Source organism: Curvibacter delicatus NBRC 14919, assembly GCF_001592265.1.
Lineage (GTDB): Bacteria > Pseudomonadota > Gammaproteobacteria > Burkholderiales > Burkholderiaceae_C > Hylemonella > Hylemonella delicata.
In genome coordinates this window covers 23728-42282 of sequence record NZ_BCWP01000026.1, presented here as the reverse complement: position 1 = coordinate 42282, position 18555 = coordinate 23728, and the positions used below count along the sequence as shown (strand labels likewise).

16 protein-coding genes and 1 pseudogene are annotated in these 18555 nt (G+C 63.0%); 7 read left to right on the top strand and 10 right to left on the bottom strand.

The window, feature by feature from the left end; all coding sequences use genetic code 11:
• Positions 1–107: 107 nt before the first annotated feature.
• Positions 108–1787 (top strand): hypothetical protein, encoded by a 1680-nt coding sequence (locus tag CDE01S_RS12765; protein ID WP_157077121.1) that lies wholly within the window; start codon positions 108–110, stop codon positions 1785–1787.
• Here CDE01S_RS12765 and CDE01S_RS12760 read toward each other — a convergent pair.
• On the bottom strand, positions 1733–2644 hold the full coding sequence (locus CDE01S_RS12760) for a BrxR family helix-turn-helix transcriptional regulator (RefSeq protein WP_066708089.1): 912 nt from the start codon (positions 2642–2644) through the stop codon (positions 1733–1735). The two genes, CDE01S_RS12765 and CDE01S_RS12760, sit on opposite strands and share 55 nt — an antisense overlap.
• Before the next feature lie 94 nt (positions 2645–2738).
• On the opposite strand from CDE01S_RS12760, the gene CDE01S_RS12755 reads away from it, so the two are divergent.
• Entirely contained in the window at positions 2739–5798 is a 3060-nt protein-coding gene (locus tag CDE01S_RS12755; RefSeq protein WP_066708087.1) for an N-6 DNA methylase, read from the top strand.
• Positions 5799–6506: a hypothetical protein gene (locus tag CDE01S_RS12750; protein ID WP_066708084.1), complete on the top strand. Its 708-nt coding sequence runs from the start codon at positions 5799–5801 to the stop codon at positions 6504–6506.
• A gap of 165 nt (positions 6507–6671) precedes the next feature.
• Here the strand turns inward: CDE01S_RS12750 and CDE01S_RS12745 are convergent.
• Positions 6672–6980: pseudogene (locus CDE01S_RS12745) on the bottom strand (LysR substrate-binding domain-containing protein); the annotation flags it as partial.
• Between the two features lie 41 nt (positions 6981–7021).
• Here CDE01S_RS12745 and pabB point away from each other — a divergent pair.
• The 4 genes from pabB to CDE01S_RS12720 all read left to right on the top strand — a co-directional run bounded on the left by pabB (position 7022) and on the right by CDE01S_RS12720 (position 12108).
• Complete coding sequence (gene pabB / locus CDE01S_RS12740) at positions 7022–8827, top strand: aminodeoxychorismate synthase component I (RefSeq protein WP_084382874.1); 1806 nt, start codon at positions 7022–7024, stop codon at positions 8825–8827.
• Between the two features lie 317 nt (positions 8828–9144).
• Positions 9145–11166, top strand: a complete 2022-nt coding sequence (locus tag CDE01S_RS12730) for a ribonucleoside triphosphate reductase (protein WP_066708140.1) — start codon at positions 9145–9147, stop codon at positions 11164–11166.
• A gap of 65 nt (positions 11167–11231) precedes the next feature.
• Positions 11232–11432, top strand: a complete 201-nt coding sequence (nrdD, locus tag CDE01S_RS19055) for an anaerobic ribonucleoside-triphosphate reductase (protein WP_066708077.1) — start codon at positions 11232–11234, stop codon at positions 11430–11432.
• Positions 11410–12108, top strand: coding sequence for an anaerobic ribonucleoside-triphosphate reductase activating protein (locus CDE01S_RS12720; RefSeq protein WP_066708138.1), 699 nt, complete (start codon positions 11410–11412; stop codon positions 12106–12108). The genes nrdD and CDE01S_RS12720 overlap by 23 nt, the downstream gene beginning before the upstream one ends.
• A 261-nt stretch (positions 12109–12369) precedes the next feature.
• Here CDE01S_RS12720 and cobA read toward each other — a convergent pair whose 3' ends face one another.
• Genes cobA through CDE01S_RS12680 form a run of 8 tightly spaced genes read right to left on the bottom strand, consistent with a single transcriptional unit; the run spans position 12370 to position 18555 of the window.
• Positions 12370–13125, bottom strand: a complete 756-nt coding sequence (gene cobA, locus CDE01S_RS12715; RefSeq protein WP_066708072.1) for a uroporphyrinogen-III C-methyltransferase — start codon at positions 13123–13125, stop codon at positions 12370–12372.
• Positions 13122–13475 carry a (2Fe-2S) ferredoxin domain-containing protein gene (locus CDE01S_RS12710; RefSeq protein WP_066708069.1) on the bottom strand — a complete coding sequence of 118 codons (354 nt, stop codon included), beginning with the start codon at positions 13473–13475 and terminating at the stop codon, positions 13122–13124. Before CDE01S_RS12710 ends, cobA begins: the two co-directional genes overlap by 4 nt.
• Complete coding sequence (cobJ, locus tag CDE01S_RS12705; protein WP_084382872.1) at positions 13472–14476, bottom strand: precorrin-3B C(17)-methyltransferase; 1005 nt, start codon at positions 14474–14476, stop codon at positions 13472–13474. The genes CDE01S_RS12710 and cobJ overlap by 4 nt, the downstream gene beginning before the upstream one ends.
• Entirely contained in the window at positions 14473–15120 is a 648-nt protein-coding gene (locus CDE01S_RS12700) for an energy-coupling factor ABC transporter permease (RefSeq protein ID WP_066708066.1), read from the bottom strand. The genes cobJ and CDE01S_RS12700 overlap by 4 nt, the downstream gene beginning before the upstream one ends.
• Before the next feature lie 51 nt (positions 15121–15171).
• Positions 15172–15612 (bottom strand): cobalamin biosynthesis protein, encoded by a 441-nt coding sequence (locus tag CDE01S_RS12695; RefSeq protein ID WP_066708063.1) that lies wholly within the window; start codon positions 15610–15612, stop codon positions 15172–15174.
• 5 nt (positions 15613–15617) lie between these two features.
• A complete protein-coding gene (locus CDE01S_RS12690) occupies positions 15618–16439 on the bottom strand; it encodes a cobalamin biosynthesis central domain-containing protein (RefSeq protein WP_066708060.1) in 822 nt (273 codons plus the stop codon).
• On the bottom strand, positions 16436–17242 hold the full coding sequence (gene cobI, locus CDE01S_RS12685) for a precorrin-2 C(20)-methyltransferase (protein WP_066708057.1): 807 nt from the start codon (positions 17240–17242) through the stop codon (positions 16436–16438). The genes CDE01S_RS12690 and cobI overlap by 4 nt, the downstream gene beginning before the upstream one ends.
• Positions 17239–18555, bottom strand: coding sequence for a bifunctional cobalt-precorrin-7 (C(5))-methyltransferase/cobalt-precorrin-6B (C(15))-methyltransferase (locus CDE01S_RS12680; protein ID WP_066708054.1), 1317 nt, complete (start codon positions 18553–18555; stop codon positions 17239–17241). The genes cobI and CDE01S_RS12680 overlap by 4 nt, the downstream gene beginning before the upstream one ends.

Sequence of the window (18555 nt, the reverse complement as noted above, 5' to 3'; positions counted from 1 at the left end):
TTTACGGCTAGGGCCTCTTCACACTAATTTCTCAAGTGCGAACAGGCCCTAGCTGCCATTCTCTGGCGGCACAGCACCATCAGCAGCGCTGGGTAAAATGTACCGTCGTGAGCCAGCCCAAGCAACATCCCCGGATTCCATTCGAGGTCGGCGGCATCCAGGTTAACCACTGCAAGACGCCAACGTGTCCGAACTTCGGGATTCCTGCAGCGCAGGCACCCGAGGGGAGGGTCAATGCCTCGCAGGACCCTTATCGGGTGATCGGCGGGCGCCGCAGCCTGCGGCAGCTTACGTGCCACTTTTGCCAGCGCAGTTCGGCGCTGCGCAGCAACTTGGCGATCGCGCAGGAGGTCATTCGGCTCGACCCACACCGCCTGCGCGCCGCGCGGACTTCCTGCGCCACGCCGCTATGCGCTGCTTTCGGCATGAGCGTAGATGAGCATCCAGAGCGCTATCAGAAGTACGGACGCACCGCTGCCGGCGAGCCGCGCTACCGCTGCAAGGGCTGCGGCTCGACGCTCACAGGCGGCTCGCCCCTGCGCACCCAAAGGCGCCCGGAAGTAAATGTCGACGTGCTCAAACTGGTGGTTAACAAAGTCCCCATGCGCCGCATCTGCGAGGTCTTGGATCTCAACCCGGCCACTTTGTACAGCAAGCTTGGCTACCTGGCGGCGGTAGCCAGCGACTTCAGTGCCAAGCATGAGCGTCGCATCGCCGCCGGCGAGGTTCCGCTGAATCGAGCATACATCAGCGTGGACCGCCAGGATCATGTGCTTAACTGGGGCAGTCAGCTGGATCGTCGTTATACGACTTTGGGAGCCGTGGGCGCGGCGGAGAATGAGTCCGGTTATGTCCTGGCCATGCAGCTGAACTTCGATCCCGATTGCAATCCCGAGGATGTAGAAGCCGATGCCATCGCGCGAGGCGATTACCTCGTCCCGCCAGTCCACCGTCACTATGCCCGCCTGTGGCTGCGACGTGACTACCAGGACATCGACGCGCCAGAGGAAAATGAAGCGACCTTACCTGCCGACCTCAAGGCGCCCAACGGCGGCATGCAAGTCAAGCTCGAAGTGCTGTACTTCGCGCTGATGGTGCATCTGAGAAAAATGCTACAAACGGTAGAGCGGGTGCGTCTGTTCGTGGACCGCGACCCGGCGCTCGATACTGCTTGTCTCGCCGCGTTTTGCGAAGAGATCCTTGCACGCCGCTGCGACGTGTTTCTGGTCAAGACCGGCAAGGACCTTTCAGTAGACAAGAAGAAGCTGCTGATCGCTCAGGTCAGCCGTGATCTGGACCGCTACGCCGCGCGCGCCAACGTTCCTGAGAGGGAGTCTGTTCGGCTGCACTACGTGGTCGACCAGTTGCGCCACCACCGTGCCAAGAACCCGGCCGGCTGGTTTGAGTACCCGCTGTCCGACATGGCTGACCCGAGCAAGGAGTTGCTGTACCTCACGGATTTTGGTGACCTGGAGTTGGAACACCTGGCACGCCTGACCATGCGCGCATCGCTGCGCGGCATCGACAAGTTCTTCATGCAGGTGCGTCGACGCCTGTCAGTGTTGGAGCGTCCATTACAAACTCGTAATAATGCCCAGCGTGGATGGCATGGCTACTCAGCGTACAGCCCGCTCGTGGTCCAGCAACTGCTGCATATCTTCCGCGCTTATTACAACTACAGCCTGCCCGGGCAGGATGGCAGGACGCCCGCCATGCGTCTGGGCTTGACTGATCAGGCGGTCGCTTTGGAAATGTTGTCATCACTGCCCCCGCGCGGCATCAAGTAGCGTTGCGCGAGTGCCGGGTCCTTCAGCTCGATCAGACGCTGAGGGTCGGACTTCAAGTCTAGCCTGTGCAGGTAGATGAAGTAGCCAACTAGGCATTCGCGCATACGCGCTCTCCACACCCAACCGCGTCCGGCCTGGTTCATGCCGAACTCGCGGGCCACGACTTCGGCCTGGCTGGCCGATAGCGCCCTGCTCGGGACGACATCAATTTCCACCCAACGCGCCCAAGCCTTGTCTTCGGAAGATGGGCGTGGCGTGGCCGCATTTAGTGCGGTCGCCGTGAGGATGCGCTGTAGCACCAGATCGATGAACGTATTGCGTTCTTCGTCGTAGGCGCGGGCGTGCCAGCGTGTGCCGCTGAATAGCAATGCGTGTGGCCAGACCTTGCGCGCGCTCGGCTCGGCTCGGCTGCGCGACTGGTAACTCACTGTCAAGCCCGTCTGCGACGAGATGGCCCGGGTGACGGCATTCAGGATCGCCGCTTCGAGCCGGCCACGCAGTGGAGGAACAGCATCGGTTGTTACCGCCGTCGTGCCCGCAGGCACCATCACTCCCTCGTTCTTCTCGGCCTGCGCGCGCAGCAGCGCCAGATATTCCTCGGCTGAGCCCTTGCCGATATGCGGTTTGAACTTGCGGGTAGGGCGATAGGCCCGGGCGGTCTCGTCGTACTGCAGGTTGCCCGGGAACGCGTCCTTGTACAGCCGGAAATCCTTGGTGACGTGGTTTTCGCTGACGTTGAAGACGCTGGACACGCGCGGGCGGTCCACGCGGCCTTCCCAAAAAGCCACTGACTCAATGAAGGTCAGGCGTTGCCGCTGCGCGAAACGCAACTTGTCGACGTTGAAATCTGTGGTCATTCGACACCTACATTTTTTAATTAGCTTACCTATTTTTGTTAATCCACGCAATATGATTGCGTGAAGATAGTATTTCTGATATGGTGGAACCCATATGAAAGCGGCAATCGACGACTGGCTGCAGACACTGGGCTATGACGGCTCGGTGGGCGTCGTCCATCGCACGCCGGGCGATGTTCGTTCGGACCACCCTTACGCGCGCGAAATCGACCTAATGCTGCGCACGCCGGGGGCCTCAGGTTCGGCGGTGTTCGAGGTCGACCAGGTGCCTGCGGTGTGTTTCGTGGAGCCGGATGGCAGCCAACCGCTAGATGCACGGTTCATCGACGAGGTGCGCAGCAAGATATGGAACCAGAACCTGGTTTCCATCGTCGTAATCGTGAGGGGGCGCGAGGCCGTGCCTTATCCCGCTGCGCGCGATCTGCGGGCCGACTCCACCCTGGCGCTTGATCAAGCCAATGCCGAAGGGCGCTTCTCCGCGGCGGAGGTCGCGCGCGGGGACATTGCCAGCCGTCTGCCCGAATGGTTCAACCGCGCCCATCGTGTCGACCGCGTCATGCAGGACAACCTAGACGTGGCGGTTGATAAGCTGATGGGTTTTGATCTGTCGCAGGAGCAGGCGCAGCTGCTGCTTGGCAAGTGCATCTTCGTGTCCTTTCTGGAGCACCGCGGCATCGTGGGCGACCACTACCGCGAGCGCCATAAGGTGGGCCAGCTTCTCGACTTGCTGCACGCGGGCGATGGCCGTGGCCTGGACCGCCTTTTTCGGCGTCTTAAAAGTGACTTCAACGGTGATCTGCTGGAGATCGAGGGCGGCTCAAACGTGGACTGGCGCGGCCTGTCTATGGAAGTGCTGGACTTGCTCGCCCAGTTCCTGCTCCACACACGTCTGCGCGACCAGCAGCGGTCACTCTGGCCCTACGACTTCAACTTCATCCCGGTGGAGCTTCTGTCGGGTATCTACGAAACCTTTCTGGGCGGCGCCCAGCGCGAGATGGGCGCCTTCTACACGCCACGCCACCTGGCCGCCCTGGCGGTCGACGAGGCCTTCCGCGGTGTCGATAAGCCCTGGATGGAAGTTGTTCTGGATGGCGCGTGCGGCAGCGGTATCCTGCTAACCAGCGCCTACCGCCGTATGCTCGGCGCACGCCGGGCCAGCCTGCAGCGCGAGTTGCGCTACGAGGAACGCCAGGACGTGCTACTGGCGGGTATCCGGGGAGGTGACACGTCATCGGCTGCCTGCAAAGTTACCGCGTTCAGCCTCTACCTTGCGCTGCTTGAAGATCTGGCTCCCAGCGACATCGCTCGCCTGCAGGACGATCAGGAGGTCAAACTGCCTCCCCTGATGGGCACGGTTCTGACACGCGATGGCCAGGGCGACTTCTTCTCCGCGCGCAACGCGATCGCCAAACCCGGTGGCGCGACCATCATCCTGTCCAATCCGCCCTGGTTCGAGCCACGCGCCGACGATGAACGCTCCTACGAGCGGTGGTGGATGCAGCGCTTCAACACACCCCTGCCGCGCCGACAGATCGCCCTGGCGTTCGCCCGGCGTGCGAGCGAGGTTGTGAAGGTCGGCGGGCGTATCTGCCTGCTGTTGCCCGTATCGACGTTGGGCGCCGCGTCCGCAGGCGTCTACCTTAAGGATTGGTTCTGCGAGGTCGCGCCGCAGCGCCTGATCAACCTCGCGGACATGCGATTTGTGCTGTTCGAAGGCGCCGACCACCCGACGCTGGTGTTCACCGGCGAGCGCCGCGTCGAAGACGCGCAACGCATCCCGCCGCGCGAGAGTTTTGAGTACATGGTGCCCAAGGCGGACATTTCGCTGGCGTTCGGACGCCTCACCGCGCACAGCTTCGACCGCAAGCGCCTAAACACCCTAACAGCGGCGGACGATCCGGAGGTGTTGCGTACTTATTTCTGGGGTAACGAGCTGGATGAATCATTGATCGCGCGCCTGCGCCTGTACGGCACCATCGAGGACCAGTCGCGCGGACCCAAGGCGCGCTTCGTGATCTGCAAGGGTTTCCACCGACTGGACTCCAGCAAAGAGCCTTCCAGTTCCAAACGACTGCACAAGTACAAGTTCTTGAGCACCGCGATCGGCGCCAGCAAATTCCCGCGCGATCGCATGTTCATTAACCATCGCGACCTGGACGATTTCCCTGTGAAGGAAATTCCCACCGTAGCGGACTTTGGCTCAGCCGATGGCCAGGCCTTCGAAGGCGTGCGTGTGTTATTTCCGGACGGCGCGCACAACCATACACTGGAAGTGCGGGCCTGCTACAGCGACAAACCGTTCTGCTTCATGCAGAGCGTGGGGGCCATCGTGGACAAGGAAGGCGACAGCGACCTGATGCTGTTTTTTACAGCCTACCTGCGCTCAAAGCTAGCGCGCTATCTACTTTTTTACACCTCTTTCTCGCTCACCATGGAGCGTCCGCATGTGAAGCTGCGTGAGATCGAGAAGCTGCCCTTCGTGCTGCCGGAGCGGCATAAGAGCCCATCGCATGCCCGCAAGATTGTCAAACGCGTGGCCGAGGTGCTCAAGCCTTTCCAACAGGTGCGCGTTGTGGAAGGGAACGACGAGTGGGCGCGCGCGCGCGCCGAAATGGACGAACTGCTGTTCGATTACTTCGAGCTGTCGGCGACCGAGCGCACCGTGGTGAGTGACACTTGCGATTTTATTATTCCCAGCCGTCTGCCACGCAGCCTGCAACGGCTGCGCCTGCAACTGTTCCGCCCGCCCGCGGCCAACGAGTACAACACCTACGCCCGGTTGCTGCGCGACGAACTGGAAACTTGGCGCGTGCGGCTTCAGGGTGAGGGCGAGTTCGACGTAGAACTCAGCCGCCCGAAAGCGGCCGAGCCCGGCGCCATGGGCGTGGTGCGGATCGGTCTTTCCACTGGACGGACCAAGCGCACGACCACGCCGGCAGCGGTAGAAAATGTGTTGCAGCAACTGCGCGGCTCCGATGCTTTTCCCCAAGTGGGCAGCGAAGGACTGACCGTTGCCTCTGACCTGCTGCTGTTCCACGGCGGCGATTACTACTTCGTCAAGCCGCTGGTACGACGCCTATGGCTAGCCACCGCCGCAGCCCAGGATGCCTGGCGGATCGTCCAGACCGTGCGCCAAGGCGTCTCCATCCAGTAAATGAAGGCACCGGCGCGCTACCACCAGGTTCTCTCGGATGTCCGTTGGCAAGGCGCCTTCGGGCGGCAAAGCACCGTCGAACAGGTTCTGGCCTACGTGGTGGCCCATTGGCAGGAGTTGCAGGCCAACCCGCCGGGTGACATGCACTTTGCCAATCCAGAGCCGAAGATCACCCAGTATTTCGGGCATTCGCTGCGCAAGAACGCCATGCGCAACGGCATCACCGGTCTGTTTTCCCCGGAAGCGGTACAAGCCGACGTCGACGAGGCCAAGAAGGTACTTGAGGCACGCGGACGTTCCGACATCAGCTACTTTAGTGACCGCACCGACCCGCCGTTGGACTTCGTTCTCGAGTTCAAGAAGATGAAGCTCAAGCCGGGCGGCAATCAGTCGCGCCTGGCCTATTGCAAGGATGGCGTGACCCGCTTCGTCAATGCGATCTACGCGCGCGACTCGGACTTCGGCTTCATGGTGGGCCTTGTCGAAAAACCCGAGCATGTAAAGTCGGTAGTCGACGCTCTGGTGCGGGCCATCCAGCAACCGGAGATGGTGCGCCTCCTGCGCGTGATTCGCCACCCGGACGGGACTGCCGTCACAGTCAGGCCGCTGAAGTTTCGGCAATCGGGCTTCGAAACGCGGCACGCGCGTGACCATATCCCGCGGCCAGATGTGCTGCTCGGCCATCTGGTGTTCGCCCATTGGACGTGAGCATCGCCATGAGAGCCAGCAATCGGAAGCGGGGGCCGGCCGCCTGAGAGTCGCGCCAGATGTTGGAGGCCATCACTTCTCCCCCATTGTTGCCGAGGCGCAGTTGCAGCTTGCCGTGCAGCTGAGTGGTACGGATTCCTCGTGCTCGCGGGAATCATGGCTGCTTCACATCGAATGCCAATATTCGTGGCAGCTCCGCGCCAGGTCCAAGAAGACCTGCAGATGGCTCACTTCGCCATCCACCTCGCGCAGACCAAGAAAAATCTGCTTTTTCAGACCGGTGCGACCCAGGCGCACCGGGACGATGTCCATGTCCGCTGCGTACTCCTCAACCAGCCAGCGAGGTAGTGCTGTCACCCCTCGGCCGCTAGCCACCATCTGCAGCAGGATGTCGGTGGTCTCAATGGCTCGATGCTGCCGTGGTGCAATGCCTGCGGGCGTGAGAAATTGGTTGACGCTGTCCAAGCGCTCCATTCCCAGCCGGGCCTGCATGAATTCCATGGTAAACAAGTGACATGATGCAGGCTCTAATTCATTTCCGCCCTACGCACTCCGCTGAAGGTAATGGCCTGCGCGGCGCCTTAGAGCGGCCCGTGGAGGAATTGGTCGCACATGCTGCGGAGGAGGTCCTCTCGTTATTGCGCAAGGTGGAGAGCTATGCCAAACGTGGTTATTGGTGCGTAGGCTATCTCCGCTACGAGGCGGCTTCCGCCTTTGATCCCGCATTCGTCGTTCATCCCGCTGAAGGGCCGCTGGCCCGGTTCGGCGTTTATGAACAGTTCCTGCCCTGGCCTGAACTACTGGCGGAGCCCTCCGCAATGGCGCAATGGCAGGCAACGTTGTCCAGGGAGACCTTCGATGCACAGATGGCTCAAATCCACGCATCCATTGCCGCAGGGGGCCTCTACCAGGTTAACTACACGGCCCCGCTTGTGGGCTCGCTGCAAGGCCAGCCGCTGGACTTGTTCCGGTCCCTACTACGTGCGCAACCCCATGGGTATGCCGCGTATATCGACAGCGGGGAAGAACAGGTGCTGTCGGTCTCGCCGGAGCTGTTTTTTGACTGGCAGGCACCCAATATCCTAACTCGCCCCATGAAGGGAACCGCGCCCCGTGGCCATGATCCGGCCGAGGATATCGCGCTGGCAGAGCAGCTAAGCGCCTCTCCAAAGGAGCGGGCGGAAAACGTCATGATCGTGGACTTGCTGCGCAATGATCTCTCACGCATTGCCGAGCTGTTCTCGGTCCAGGTGCCCGAGCTTTTTCATGTAGAAACGCTCCCGACCGTGCTGCAAATGAGCTCTGATGTCGTTGCCAAAACGCGTCCGGACGTCGGATTAGCAGACGTATTCCAGGCACTGTTTCCTTGCGGCTCCATCACGGGCGCGCCCAAGGTGCAGGCCATGCGTCTCATCCAGGAACTCGAGCCCCAGCCGCGAGGCGTCTATTGCGGTGCCATCGGCGTGGTACGCCCGGGCGGGCATGCCACCTTCAACGTGGCGATCCGTACGGTGACGCTGCGCGATGGCCGGCTGCGCTGCGGCATAGGAAGCGGTATCACCTCGGGTGCGAAGGCAGCGGACGAATGGGCTGAATGGCGGCACAAGCGCGCCTTTCTGGAGCGTGCTAGCCAGCCCTTCGAACTGCTGGAAACCCTGCGTCTCGAAGAGGGGGTGCTGCGCGACGCGTCGCGCCACTTAGCCCGTATGGAACGTGCTGCCCGGCACTTTTCCTATCCGTTCGCACGGGCTCGCATCGAGACCTCGCTGGCCGAGGTGGTTCAAGCGCATCCACAAGGCACTTGGCGTGTTCGTCTGCTCTTGGCTGCAACAGGGCAGTGCCGCGCCGAGGCCTATGCGCTGGCGGAGAGGCCAGCGCGCGCTCGGCTTGTGTTGGCGGAGCGCCCCTTGGAGGAAGCCCATGGAGAGTTCGTACGCTTCAAGACTACCCGTCGTGCACATTACGAGGTGTTCGCCCCCCAGGCGCCAGACATCTTTGACACGCTCCTGTGGAATGAAGACGGGCAATTAACTGAGTGCACGCGCAGCAATGTTGCGGTCCAGTTTGGGGACCGCTGGGTCACGCCCGCGTTGTCTTGCGGCCTGCTGGGCGGAGTAATGCGGGAACGTTTGCTGGAGGAGGGGTGGTTGAAAGAGGGCGTCATCGCGCGGGAGGAATTGCCTCAGGCGCGAGGGGTAGCCGTGTTCAACAGCCTGCGCGGCTGGATGGAGGTGGAGTTGATTATGCAGAACGCTGATGGGCCGGACCGCGGCATAGTCTGGGGACCACCCGGGGCGTGCAGAAGCAACTCGCGGGACTGACGACGCGTTTCCCTGTCTACGAGCCGGGCAGCCGCGCGATCGGTCAGCCGAGCAGATCCCCACCCAGCGGCTGAAGGGCAAGCCGGACTGTGGCCAGAAGACTCGCCAGGAGGGCCAAGGTGATTCCGGCACTGACCAATATGGTGACTTCAGCCAAGACGCTGCGCGCGTCGGCCTGACCGAAAGCGTCGAGGCTGCTGCCTGTGCCAGGTTCGACGCAGCACGCCACCAAGCAGACTTTTTGTTGATCCAGAACAACTACCTATAGTGTTTTGTCGGTAGAGTAAGCGCTACATATAGTGTTTTTGGTGAACGCCATGTCTGTTGCATCGATTCTGAATCTGCCGCACCAAGTGGTCCAGCGCGACGGGCAACGCGCCGACTTCGATGCGCAGCGCATCCAGTCGGCCATAGCCCGCGCGGGGGCCGCTACCGGAGAATATGGCGATGACGAGGCTGCGCTGCTGACCGCGCAAGTTACGAAAGTGCTGATCCACCGCTGGCGCGGCGAAGCACCGCTTGTCGAGCAGATCCAGGACGTGGTGGAGCAGACACTGATCGCCGCCAACCATCTGGCCACGGCGCGGGCTTACATGTCCTACCGCCAGCGCCACGCCACGCTGCGCGCTGACCGGCAGACGCTGGTGGACGTGGAATCTGCGATCAACGAATATTTGACGCGTAGTGACTGGCGTGTGAACGCTAATGCCAATCAGGGTTATTCGCTTGGCGGCCTGATCCTCAACGTGGCAGGCAAGGTGACGGCCAACTACTGGCTCTCGCACGTCTATGCACCCGAGGTCGGTGCGGCCCACCGTGAGGGTGACATCCACATCCATGACCTCGACATGCTCAGCGGCTATTGCGCCGGCTGGTCGCTACGCACCTTGCTATACGAGGGGCTGAACGGCGTACCGGGCAAGGTAGAGGCTGGTCCACCCAGGCACATGTCCTCGGCCGTGGGGCAGATTGTCAACTTCCTGGGCACGCTGCAGAACGAATGGGCCGGGGCGCAAGCCTTTTCGTCGTTCGACACCTACATGGCACCGTTCGTGCGCAAGGACTGTATGGACTACGCTGCCGTGCGCCAGTGCATTCAGGAGCTGATCTACAACCTCAACGTGCCCTCGCGCTGGGGCACTCAAACACCGTTCACCAACCTTACCTTCGACTGGGTCTGCCCCGAGGATCTGCGTGAACAGGTGCCGGTGATCGGCGGCGAGGAGATGCCTTTCAGCTACGGCGAACTGCAGGCCGAAATGGACCTGATCAACCGCGCTTACATCGACGTAATGAGCACCGGTGACGCCAAGGGTCGGGTGTTCACCTTTCCCATACCCACCTACAACATCACGGCCGATTTCCCGTGGGAGAGCGACAACGCCCGGCTGCTGTTCGAGATGACGGCCAAGTATGGCCTGCCGTACTTCCAGAACTTCATCAACTCCGAGCTGCAGCCCAATATGGTGCGCTCCATGTGTTGCCGGCTGCAGCTTGATCTGCGTGAACTGCTCAAGCGCGGCAACGGCCTGTTCGGCAGCGCCGAGCAAACGGGCAGCGTGGGCGTGGTCACCGTCAACTGCGCGCGCCTGGGCTATCTGCACGCGGGCGACGAAACCGCGCTGTACGCCGCGCTAGACCGACTGCTGGAGCTGGGCTGCCAGAGCCTGGAGGTCAAGCGCAAGCTCATCCAGAGGTTAATGGACCAGGGCTTGTTCCCCTACACCAAGCGCTACCTAGGCACGCTGCGCAACCATTTCTCCACGCTGGGCGTCAATGGCATCAATGAGATGGTGCGCAACTTCACCCACGACGCGCACGACATCACCAGCGAGTGGGGCCATGCGTTCGCGGTGCGCCTGCTCGATCATGTACGCGAGCGCATTGCGGCCTTCCAGGAGCGCACCGGCCACCTCTACAACCTGGAGGCCACGCCGGCCGAGGGAACCACCTACCGCTTCGCGCGTGAGGACAAGAAGCGCTGGCCGGACATCCTGCAGGCCGGCACGACCGAGCAGCCGTACTACACCAACTCCTCACAACTGCCGGTGGGCTACACGGACGATCCCTTCGAGGCGCTGGCGCGGCAGGAGCAGCTGCAATCCAAGTACACCGGCGGCACCGTGCTGCACTTATACATGGGCGAGCGCATCTCGGACGGCACTGCCTGTCGCGAACTGGTGCGGCGCGCGCTGACCCGCTTTCGCCTTCCCTACATTACCGTCACACCGACATTTTCTGTCTGTCCCACGCACGGCTACCTGACCGGCGAGCACCCATTCTGTCCGCGCTGCGATATCGAGCGGCTCCAAGCCAAGCGCCGGCGTCTGGCGGCATGAAGCGCCGAAGACTCTTTGCTATCGATTGATTGTTCTTTTTCCTTCACCTTACAAAGGAAGCCGCCATGAGCGAACTCGCCACCATCGAGAAAATCCCCGTAACCGAAGTGCAGCTGAGCGATGCAGAGCGCCAACCCTGCGAGGTCTGGACGCGGGTCATGGGTTACCACCGGCCGGTTGCCAGCTTCAACGTTGGCAAGCAAGGTGAACACAACGAACGCCGCTTTTTTGCCGAACCCGGCCGTGTCCCTCGCAGCAGCTGCTGACGCCGCCATCGGCCTGCGCTTGGGCGGCCTAACGCCGCTGACCAGTATTGATTTTCCCGGCCGCCTGGCGGCGGTGCTCTACTGCCAAGGTTGCCCTTGGCGCTGCAGCTACTGCCACAACCAGGAGCTGCTGGATGCCACCGCGCCCGCAGCGCTGCCTTGGGCGCAGGCACACGATTTCCTGCGGCGCCGGCAGGGCCTGCTCGACGGCGTGGTGTTTTCGGGAGGGGAGCCCACATTGCAGGCTGCGCTGCCGAGCGCGCTCGACGTCGTGCGCACGCTGGGCATGCAGACGGCGCTGCATACCGCGGGCATGTATCCCGAACGTCTGGCCGCGCTGCTGCCACGGCTGGATTGGGTGGGTCTGGACATCAAAGCACGACCAGGCCGCTACGACGCAATCACCGCCTCGCCGGGCAGCGGCACGCGCGCCTTTGCTGCACTCGATGTGCTGGCACGCAGTGGCGCCAACTATGAATGCCGCACCACCTGGCATGCGGCGTTGTTTGGCGTGGACGAGTTATTTGCGCTGGCGGAAGATCTGCGCGCGCGCGGCGCGCAGCACTGGGCCCTGCAGGAATGCCGTGCGCCCGGCGCTCCGACCTGGACGCTTACGCCGGAACAAGCAGTGCAGCTTGGCGCCGGCTTCGCGCAATTCACACTGCGACGGGCCTGAACTTGCCGTGCGTCGATGGGCGTTGCGGTAGCCGGCGGTGTCCTTTTGGGAATTGCCGAATGCATGACAACCATTTTGTTCATCAATCGCTGTTCGATCGTCAACACCCAGTGGTTTGGCCCCGGTTTTGCTTGCAAAAAATAACGACTCATAGGCTAGCGGATTGCATTCCTGGTTTAGCCCACTGTTTACTGATTGTCGGACAGTCAAGCCGTGAGCTAGCGACGTTATGCCCAGGTCACCCAAACGGCACAGCTGAAGTCACGTCATTTTGACCGGAGGGATAAGACCGACCACCGCGCCGATAACCAACAGAGTCGGTGGCAGAACCGCATGTGCCTCCGCCGTTTGGACCAGTTGACCCAGCGTCGTCGGGTAGAGGGCCTGATCAGGCCACGTCGCCTTGTGTATCAAAGCCGCGGGGGTTTCGCCCGGAAGGCCTGCCGCTTGAAGTTCGCGGGCGATGATGTCCAGCCCGGTCACCCCCATGTAAACCACGATGGTTTGATTTGACTGGGCCAAAGCCTGCCAGTTCAGATCAATGGAATGGTCCTTTAGGTGCCCCGTGACGAAGACGCAACTTTGAGCATGATCACGGTGCGTCAAGGGGAAACCGAAGCTGGCGGCGGAACCGAGCGCAGCTGTGATGCCGGGGACAATTTCTACGGCGATGTCATTCGCCAGAAGCGCTTCCATTTCCTCCCCGCCGCGCCCGAAGACGAAGGGGTCTCCGCCCTTCAGGCGCAGCACCCGCAGTCCAGACTTGGCCTTGGCTGTCAGCAACTGGCAAATTTCCTCCTGCGGGAGCGTATGGTTGCCTGCAGACTTTCCAACATAAATGCACTCGGCAGATGGCGGAGCGAACCCAACGATTTCCGGCGACACCAAGTTGTCGTACAAGACCACGTCGGCTTGCTGGATCAGGCGATAGGCACGAAGGGTCAACAGCTCGGGGTTCCCCGGACCTGCGCCAACCAGCGCAACAGAGCCAGGTCGGAATTCACCATCCGCACTCACGCATCTACCCCTGCCTGGTGAAAAACCAAGTCCTCGACGGGCTCGCCTTTCTTCAGGTGCTGTTCGATGATGCGATCCATATTGACCGGTGTCACGTTGTAGTACCACGTACCATCCGGTTGCACGCACATGATTGGACCACCCTTGCACGCAGCGAAGCAGCTGACACGGCTGCGCTTGACCCGCAACTCACCGGCGTCCACCCCTGCCGACTTGAACTTCTCGCCTAGGCTGTCAAACAGTTGCTGTGACTCGCCGTCCTTCGTGCAGCGAGGTCCTGTGCAGACCAGCAAGTGACGTTTGTACGCACCGATCTTGGGTTTCACGACCTGAGTTTCCGTATCGCTCATGCCTCGCTCTCATGGATTTCCTCTACGACCGAAGCTCCCAAGGGGGCCAACAAGGTTGCCTGGATGTAATCCACGGGCAGGCGGTGACGCGCCGCCAGCGTGGCGAAGTCCGCACCTTCAGCGTGCTCGGCCTGTAGTGCTTCCAACCACCCCAGCAGCCCCGTAGACAGTGACCGCCCGCGCTTCTCACCCTCCCGCGTTTCGCCACCTTGATCCAGGTCGTATTTGTTGGCGTAGCCGCGCGGTGTCACCATCAGGCCGTGGCGCACGAAGGTGTTGCTGTTGCCAATCAACACTGTACTGAGCATACCGATTTCCGCCTCGGCCATTTGGTCGAGGGTGGTGAAGACGATTTGCTCGCGGCGTCGGTAGGCACTCTTGACGATGGCGACGGGGGTATCCGGCGCGCGGTGGCGCAGGAACAAGCGTTGCGCCTCGACGATCTGGCGTGTGCGCCGTCCGCTCTTGGGGTTGTACAGGGCCACCACGAAATCGGCCGCCGCCGCCGCATCGAGCCGGCGCGCGATGGTGGGCCAGGGCGTGAGCAGGTCCGACAGCGAGATGGCGCAGAAGTCGTGCGTGAGCGGCGCGCCCACCAGGGCCGCACAGCTGTTGAGCGCGGAGACGCCGGGTACGATCTCGACCTCGATGTCGCCATCCTCCCCTTCATAAGGCCGCCAACCGGCCTGAAACAGCACCTCGAACGTCGGCCCAGCCATGCCATAGACACCGGCATCGCCCGAGGAGATCAGCGCCACCTTCTTGCCCTCGCGCGCACGCGCCAGCGCTTCGATGGCGCGGTCCAGCTCCTCGGTCATGGACTTGCGGATCACCTCCTTGCCCTCGATCAGATCAGCCACCAGTTTGATGTAGGTGACGTAGCCGATGATGGTGTCGGCCTCGGCGATGGCCGCGCGCGCGCGCGCGGTCATGTGCTCCACATGGCCGGGGCCGATGCCCACCAGCATGATCTTGCCCGGCGTCACACCTACCTCGCTCATGCCGCGCCGCCCACGCGTTGCAGCACGCGCTCATCCAGGCACAGACGCAGCACACGGCTGCTGCCGATGCGGTCGGCGCACAGCACCAGGCTGATGGTCAGCAGCGGCTCGACGGCCACCACGCTCAGGTAGGAGGCGGCGAACAGCGCCCAGTCGGTCAGTGGCGTGGCCACCTGGCCCAGCGACAGCCAGAATCCCACCATCAGCGTGACGCCGGCGTAGTACACCGCGTCGAGCTTGAGCACCTGGGCGATGCTCAAGCTTTGCAGCTTCTTGCCCAGGCTGTGGTGCAGGGCCAGCAGCGGCACGGCCAGGCTGAGGAAGTTGACGGCCAGATGCACCAGATCCTGCGGCTCGAACAGCAGGCCTTGCAGCAGCAGGCCCAGGCCGAAGCCGAACAGCGTCGGGATGAAGCCGAACAGCAGATAGACCGGCATGGCGCCGACGAAGTGCAGTTCGGACGGACCGACCTTAAGGTGGAAGGCCTGCATGAGCAGGCTGAAGAGCCCCGCGGCCAGCGCGGTGCGCAGCCAGGCCGCGGGGCTCTTGAGCAGGCCCGTGGCGTGGGCGCCCAGCAGCGCGGTGGCGGCCACGCCGGCGTAAGCCAGCTTGTCTTGCGTAAGGATGCCAATCTCGATGTGCATGATGAGTCCTTTCAGGTCAGAGTGGGTCGGGGAAACAGATATCCGGATTGGCTAAGCACCCGGCGGGAGAACAGGTTGAGCAGAAGAAACGGAAGCGACACGCGCAATCGACACCGTGGCATTCTTGCCGTCGGCGCCGCGCAGCTTGTGTTTTTCCACCAGCAGCGCGCGCATGTCGGCGCCGGCCGCGAGCAGGGCCGCCGCCTCGCTGACCGAGGGCGTGCCCATGTAGCGCCGTACCGTCTCCGACGGATGCGGCACGTCCACCGCGGCCAGCTCGGCCGCGCTGTAGTGATGCACCGGCCAGCCGTGCCGCGCGGCCAGTTGCTGAAAAGCGAGTTCGTCGGCCTTGGCCGCGATGGTGCCCATGGCCACCACCTGCTCGGGCCGCGCGCCGATCTGGGCCAGTGCCTGGCGCAGACAGTCCTGTACCGTGGCCAGCGGCGTGCCGCGGTCGCAGCCCAGGCCCAGGGCCAGGCGGATGCCGGTCATCGCGTTCATACCGCTTGCTCCAAGGCGTGCGCGCCGGCGTCCGGCGTCTGATCCTGCGGCGGCCGATAGACCACCAACCGCTCTGCCCATTGCTGCCACTGCGCGGGCGAGACCTCGGCCTGCGTCACCCACAGCACCGCCTTGTGATGCTCGGGGCGTACCTGCGCGAACGAATCGAGCAGTTCCACATTGGCCGGCAGCGGCGTGGCGCGCGTCCACCAGCGCCTGCTGCCCCCTTCCTGCACGAAAGCGATGGGTTCGCCGTTGACCACATGGGCCGAGACGCGCGTGATGTTGATCTTGGGGGCTTCCACGCGCCAGCCCAGGTGCCGGCCCAGGATGTCGACAGGGATCGTCTTGCCCACGTCGGAAGCGGTGGTCAGCACGGCGGTGGCGCCCAGTAGATCGGCCACGCGCTCGCTCCACACGTTGGCGCCGCCCACATGGCCCGACAGCACGGGGATGACAAACCGCCCCGCATCGTCGACCACGATCACGCCCGGATCCTCGTCCTTGCTCTTGAGGAAGGGCGCAATCAGGCGCACCACGGCGCCGAGCGAGACGAAGAAGACGAGCTGATCGAAGTCGGCAAACAGCGCTCCGATCTCCTCGCGCAACGCACCGTCGTAGGCGCGCACGGGCTGGGGTAGACCGGCAAAGACCTCGGCGAACTTGGCCGAGGTGCAGATCTGCGCCTGCGGTAGATCGGCCGCCAGTTTGGCCGCCTGCGCCGCGCCGTGCTTGGTGATGGCCACCAGGCACACGCGCGTTTCTTCGCGCGCGCGCGCCGGAGCCGACAGCACGACTTCTCTACTGTCTGCGCTCATGCATTCTCCTCGACGGTTGCAGGGACAGGGCTGCTCTTTTTCAGACAGCCCTTGATACGCTCGCCACGCACGCGGTGCGTGTTCTTCACGATCAGCAGCGAGAGATAGCTCACCTTGCTGCCACGCAGCGCCAGCATGTCGGCGCCCGACAGGCGACGTTCGTCGGTTGCGCCCACGCGCTCGACGAAATGCGCGCCTTGCAGCAGGCCGCGCCGCTCCAGCCAGTCGAGCAGGTCGTCCAGCAGCGGCTTGATCTTCATCAGTACCAGGGTGTCGAAGTCGTCCAGCAGACGATCCACCGCGCTCAAGCCGTAGGCTGCCGGCACAATGGCCACCGTGTCGTCCTGCTCGGAAAACGGCAGGTTCAGGTCGGCGCAGGCGGCCGTGAAGGAGTTGACCCCGGCGATCACCTGCACCGCCACCTGCTCGTCCAAGCCGCGCACGGTGCGCGCCAAGTGACCGAAGGTGGCATAGGTGCTGGCATCGCCCTCAACCAGGAACAGCACGTCCTGGCCCGCCTGCAACCAGGGCAGCACGGTGTGGGCCGCCTTCAGCCACGCAGTAGCCAGCTTCTCGGCATCGTGGGTCATGGGGAAAAGCAGCAAGGCGTGTTCGTCGGGCGGCTGCACGCCGGCGCGTCTGACGATGTCCCAGGCGTAACTCGGCGTCTTGCCGCTGCGCGCGGGATAGACCCAGACCGCGTCACGGCGCTGCAACTGCTCCCAGGCCGCGCGCGTGATCAAGCCCGGATCGCCCGGACCGAGCGAAACGCCGATCAGCCGGCCCGTCGGTGCATGATTCATGTTTGCTCCTTGTTTTGCGCAGCCTGGGCGCAAACAATCCAGACCGGGTTTTCGGCGGCCATGCGGTGCATGTCCAGAATCGGCTTGCTGCGCGCGGCCTGCAGTTGCAGTACATCCCACGTCGCGCCCAGGCTTTGCAGCGCCTGGGTGGCGCGGGCCAGGTTTTCCAGAGTAACGAAGTTCATCACCAGCGTCCCACCAGCCTTGAGACGACGCAGGCATAGCGCAATCAGCTCATCCAGTTCACCGCCGGAACCGCCGATGAAGATGGCGTCCGGATCGGGCCAGCCGTCCAGATGCTGAGGCGCCTTGCCGTGGAACAGGCTGTAGTTGCTCACGCCGAAAGCAGCGTGGTTGGCCTGGGCAATGGCCACGTCGGCTTCGTTCTTTTCGATTGCCCAAACATGACCGTGTGCACACAGGCGCGCGGCCTCCAACCCGATGGAGCCGGAGCCGGCCCCGATGTCCCACACCAGACTATCGGCGCGCAGTTGCAGCCGCGCCAGCGAGACGGCGCGCACCTCCTGCTTGGTGATGAGCCCCTTGTCGGGCTGACGCTGCTGGTAGGCCGCATCATTCAGGCCGAAACGCACCGGCTCAGCGCGTGTGCACGTACGCCACAGCAGCACCACGTTCAAGTCGGCAAAGCGCATGTGCGCGGCTTGCTCCGGGCTGAGCTGGGCGTAGACGCGTTCATCCGTCTGCAACAGGTTCTCAGCGACCGCCATGTGGAATTCTTCGCCAAGGCCCTCGGCCAGCAACAGCCTCGCGATACGGTCCGGGCTGTTGGCCGGACTCGTCAGCACCAGCAGGCTGTGCTGCGAGCGCAGGGCCTGGGCCAGTTGGTACAAGCCATGTTCGGGACGGCTGCCGCGCACCCACTCACCGGCGTCCTTGTTGTGCACCGACACGATCCGTGCGTCCTGCCATGCCAACCCGACTCGGGCACACGCAAGCTGCAACGTCGACAGGTTGGGCAGGACATCCAGCGCATCTAGGCACACATGCTGCGCCAGGTAGGGGGCGATGCCGTGGCACAGCGGGTCGCCGGTGGCCAGAACCACGCAGCTTTGGTGGGCTTCACGGGCCGATCGCACCCACTCCGGCACGGCCTTCAACTGCCCGGTCAAGTCACGCGTCTGGGCGCTGGCGGGGATCTCCGCTTCCAACAAGGCCAGGGTGCGCGACCCGCCGATCACCACGTCCGCCGTGCGCAGGTACGCCAGGGCGGTTGCGCTCAGGCTGTTCACGCCGTCGTCCAGCACACCGATCACGCGACAGGGATTGGGGTCTTTCGTTGTACAGATGTCCAT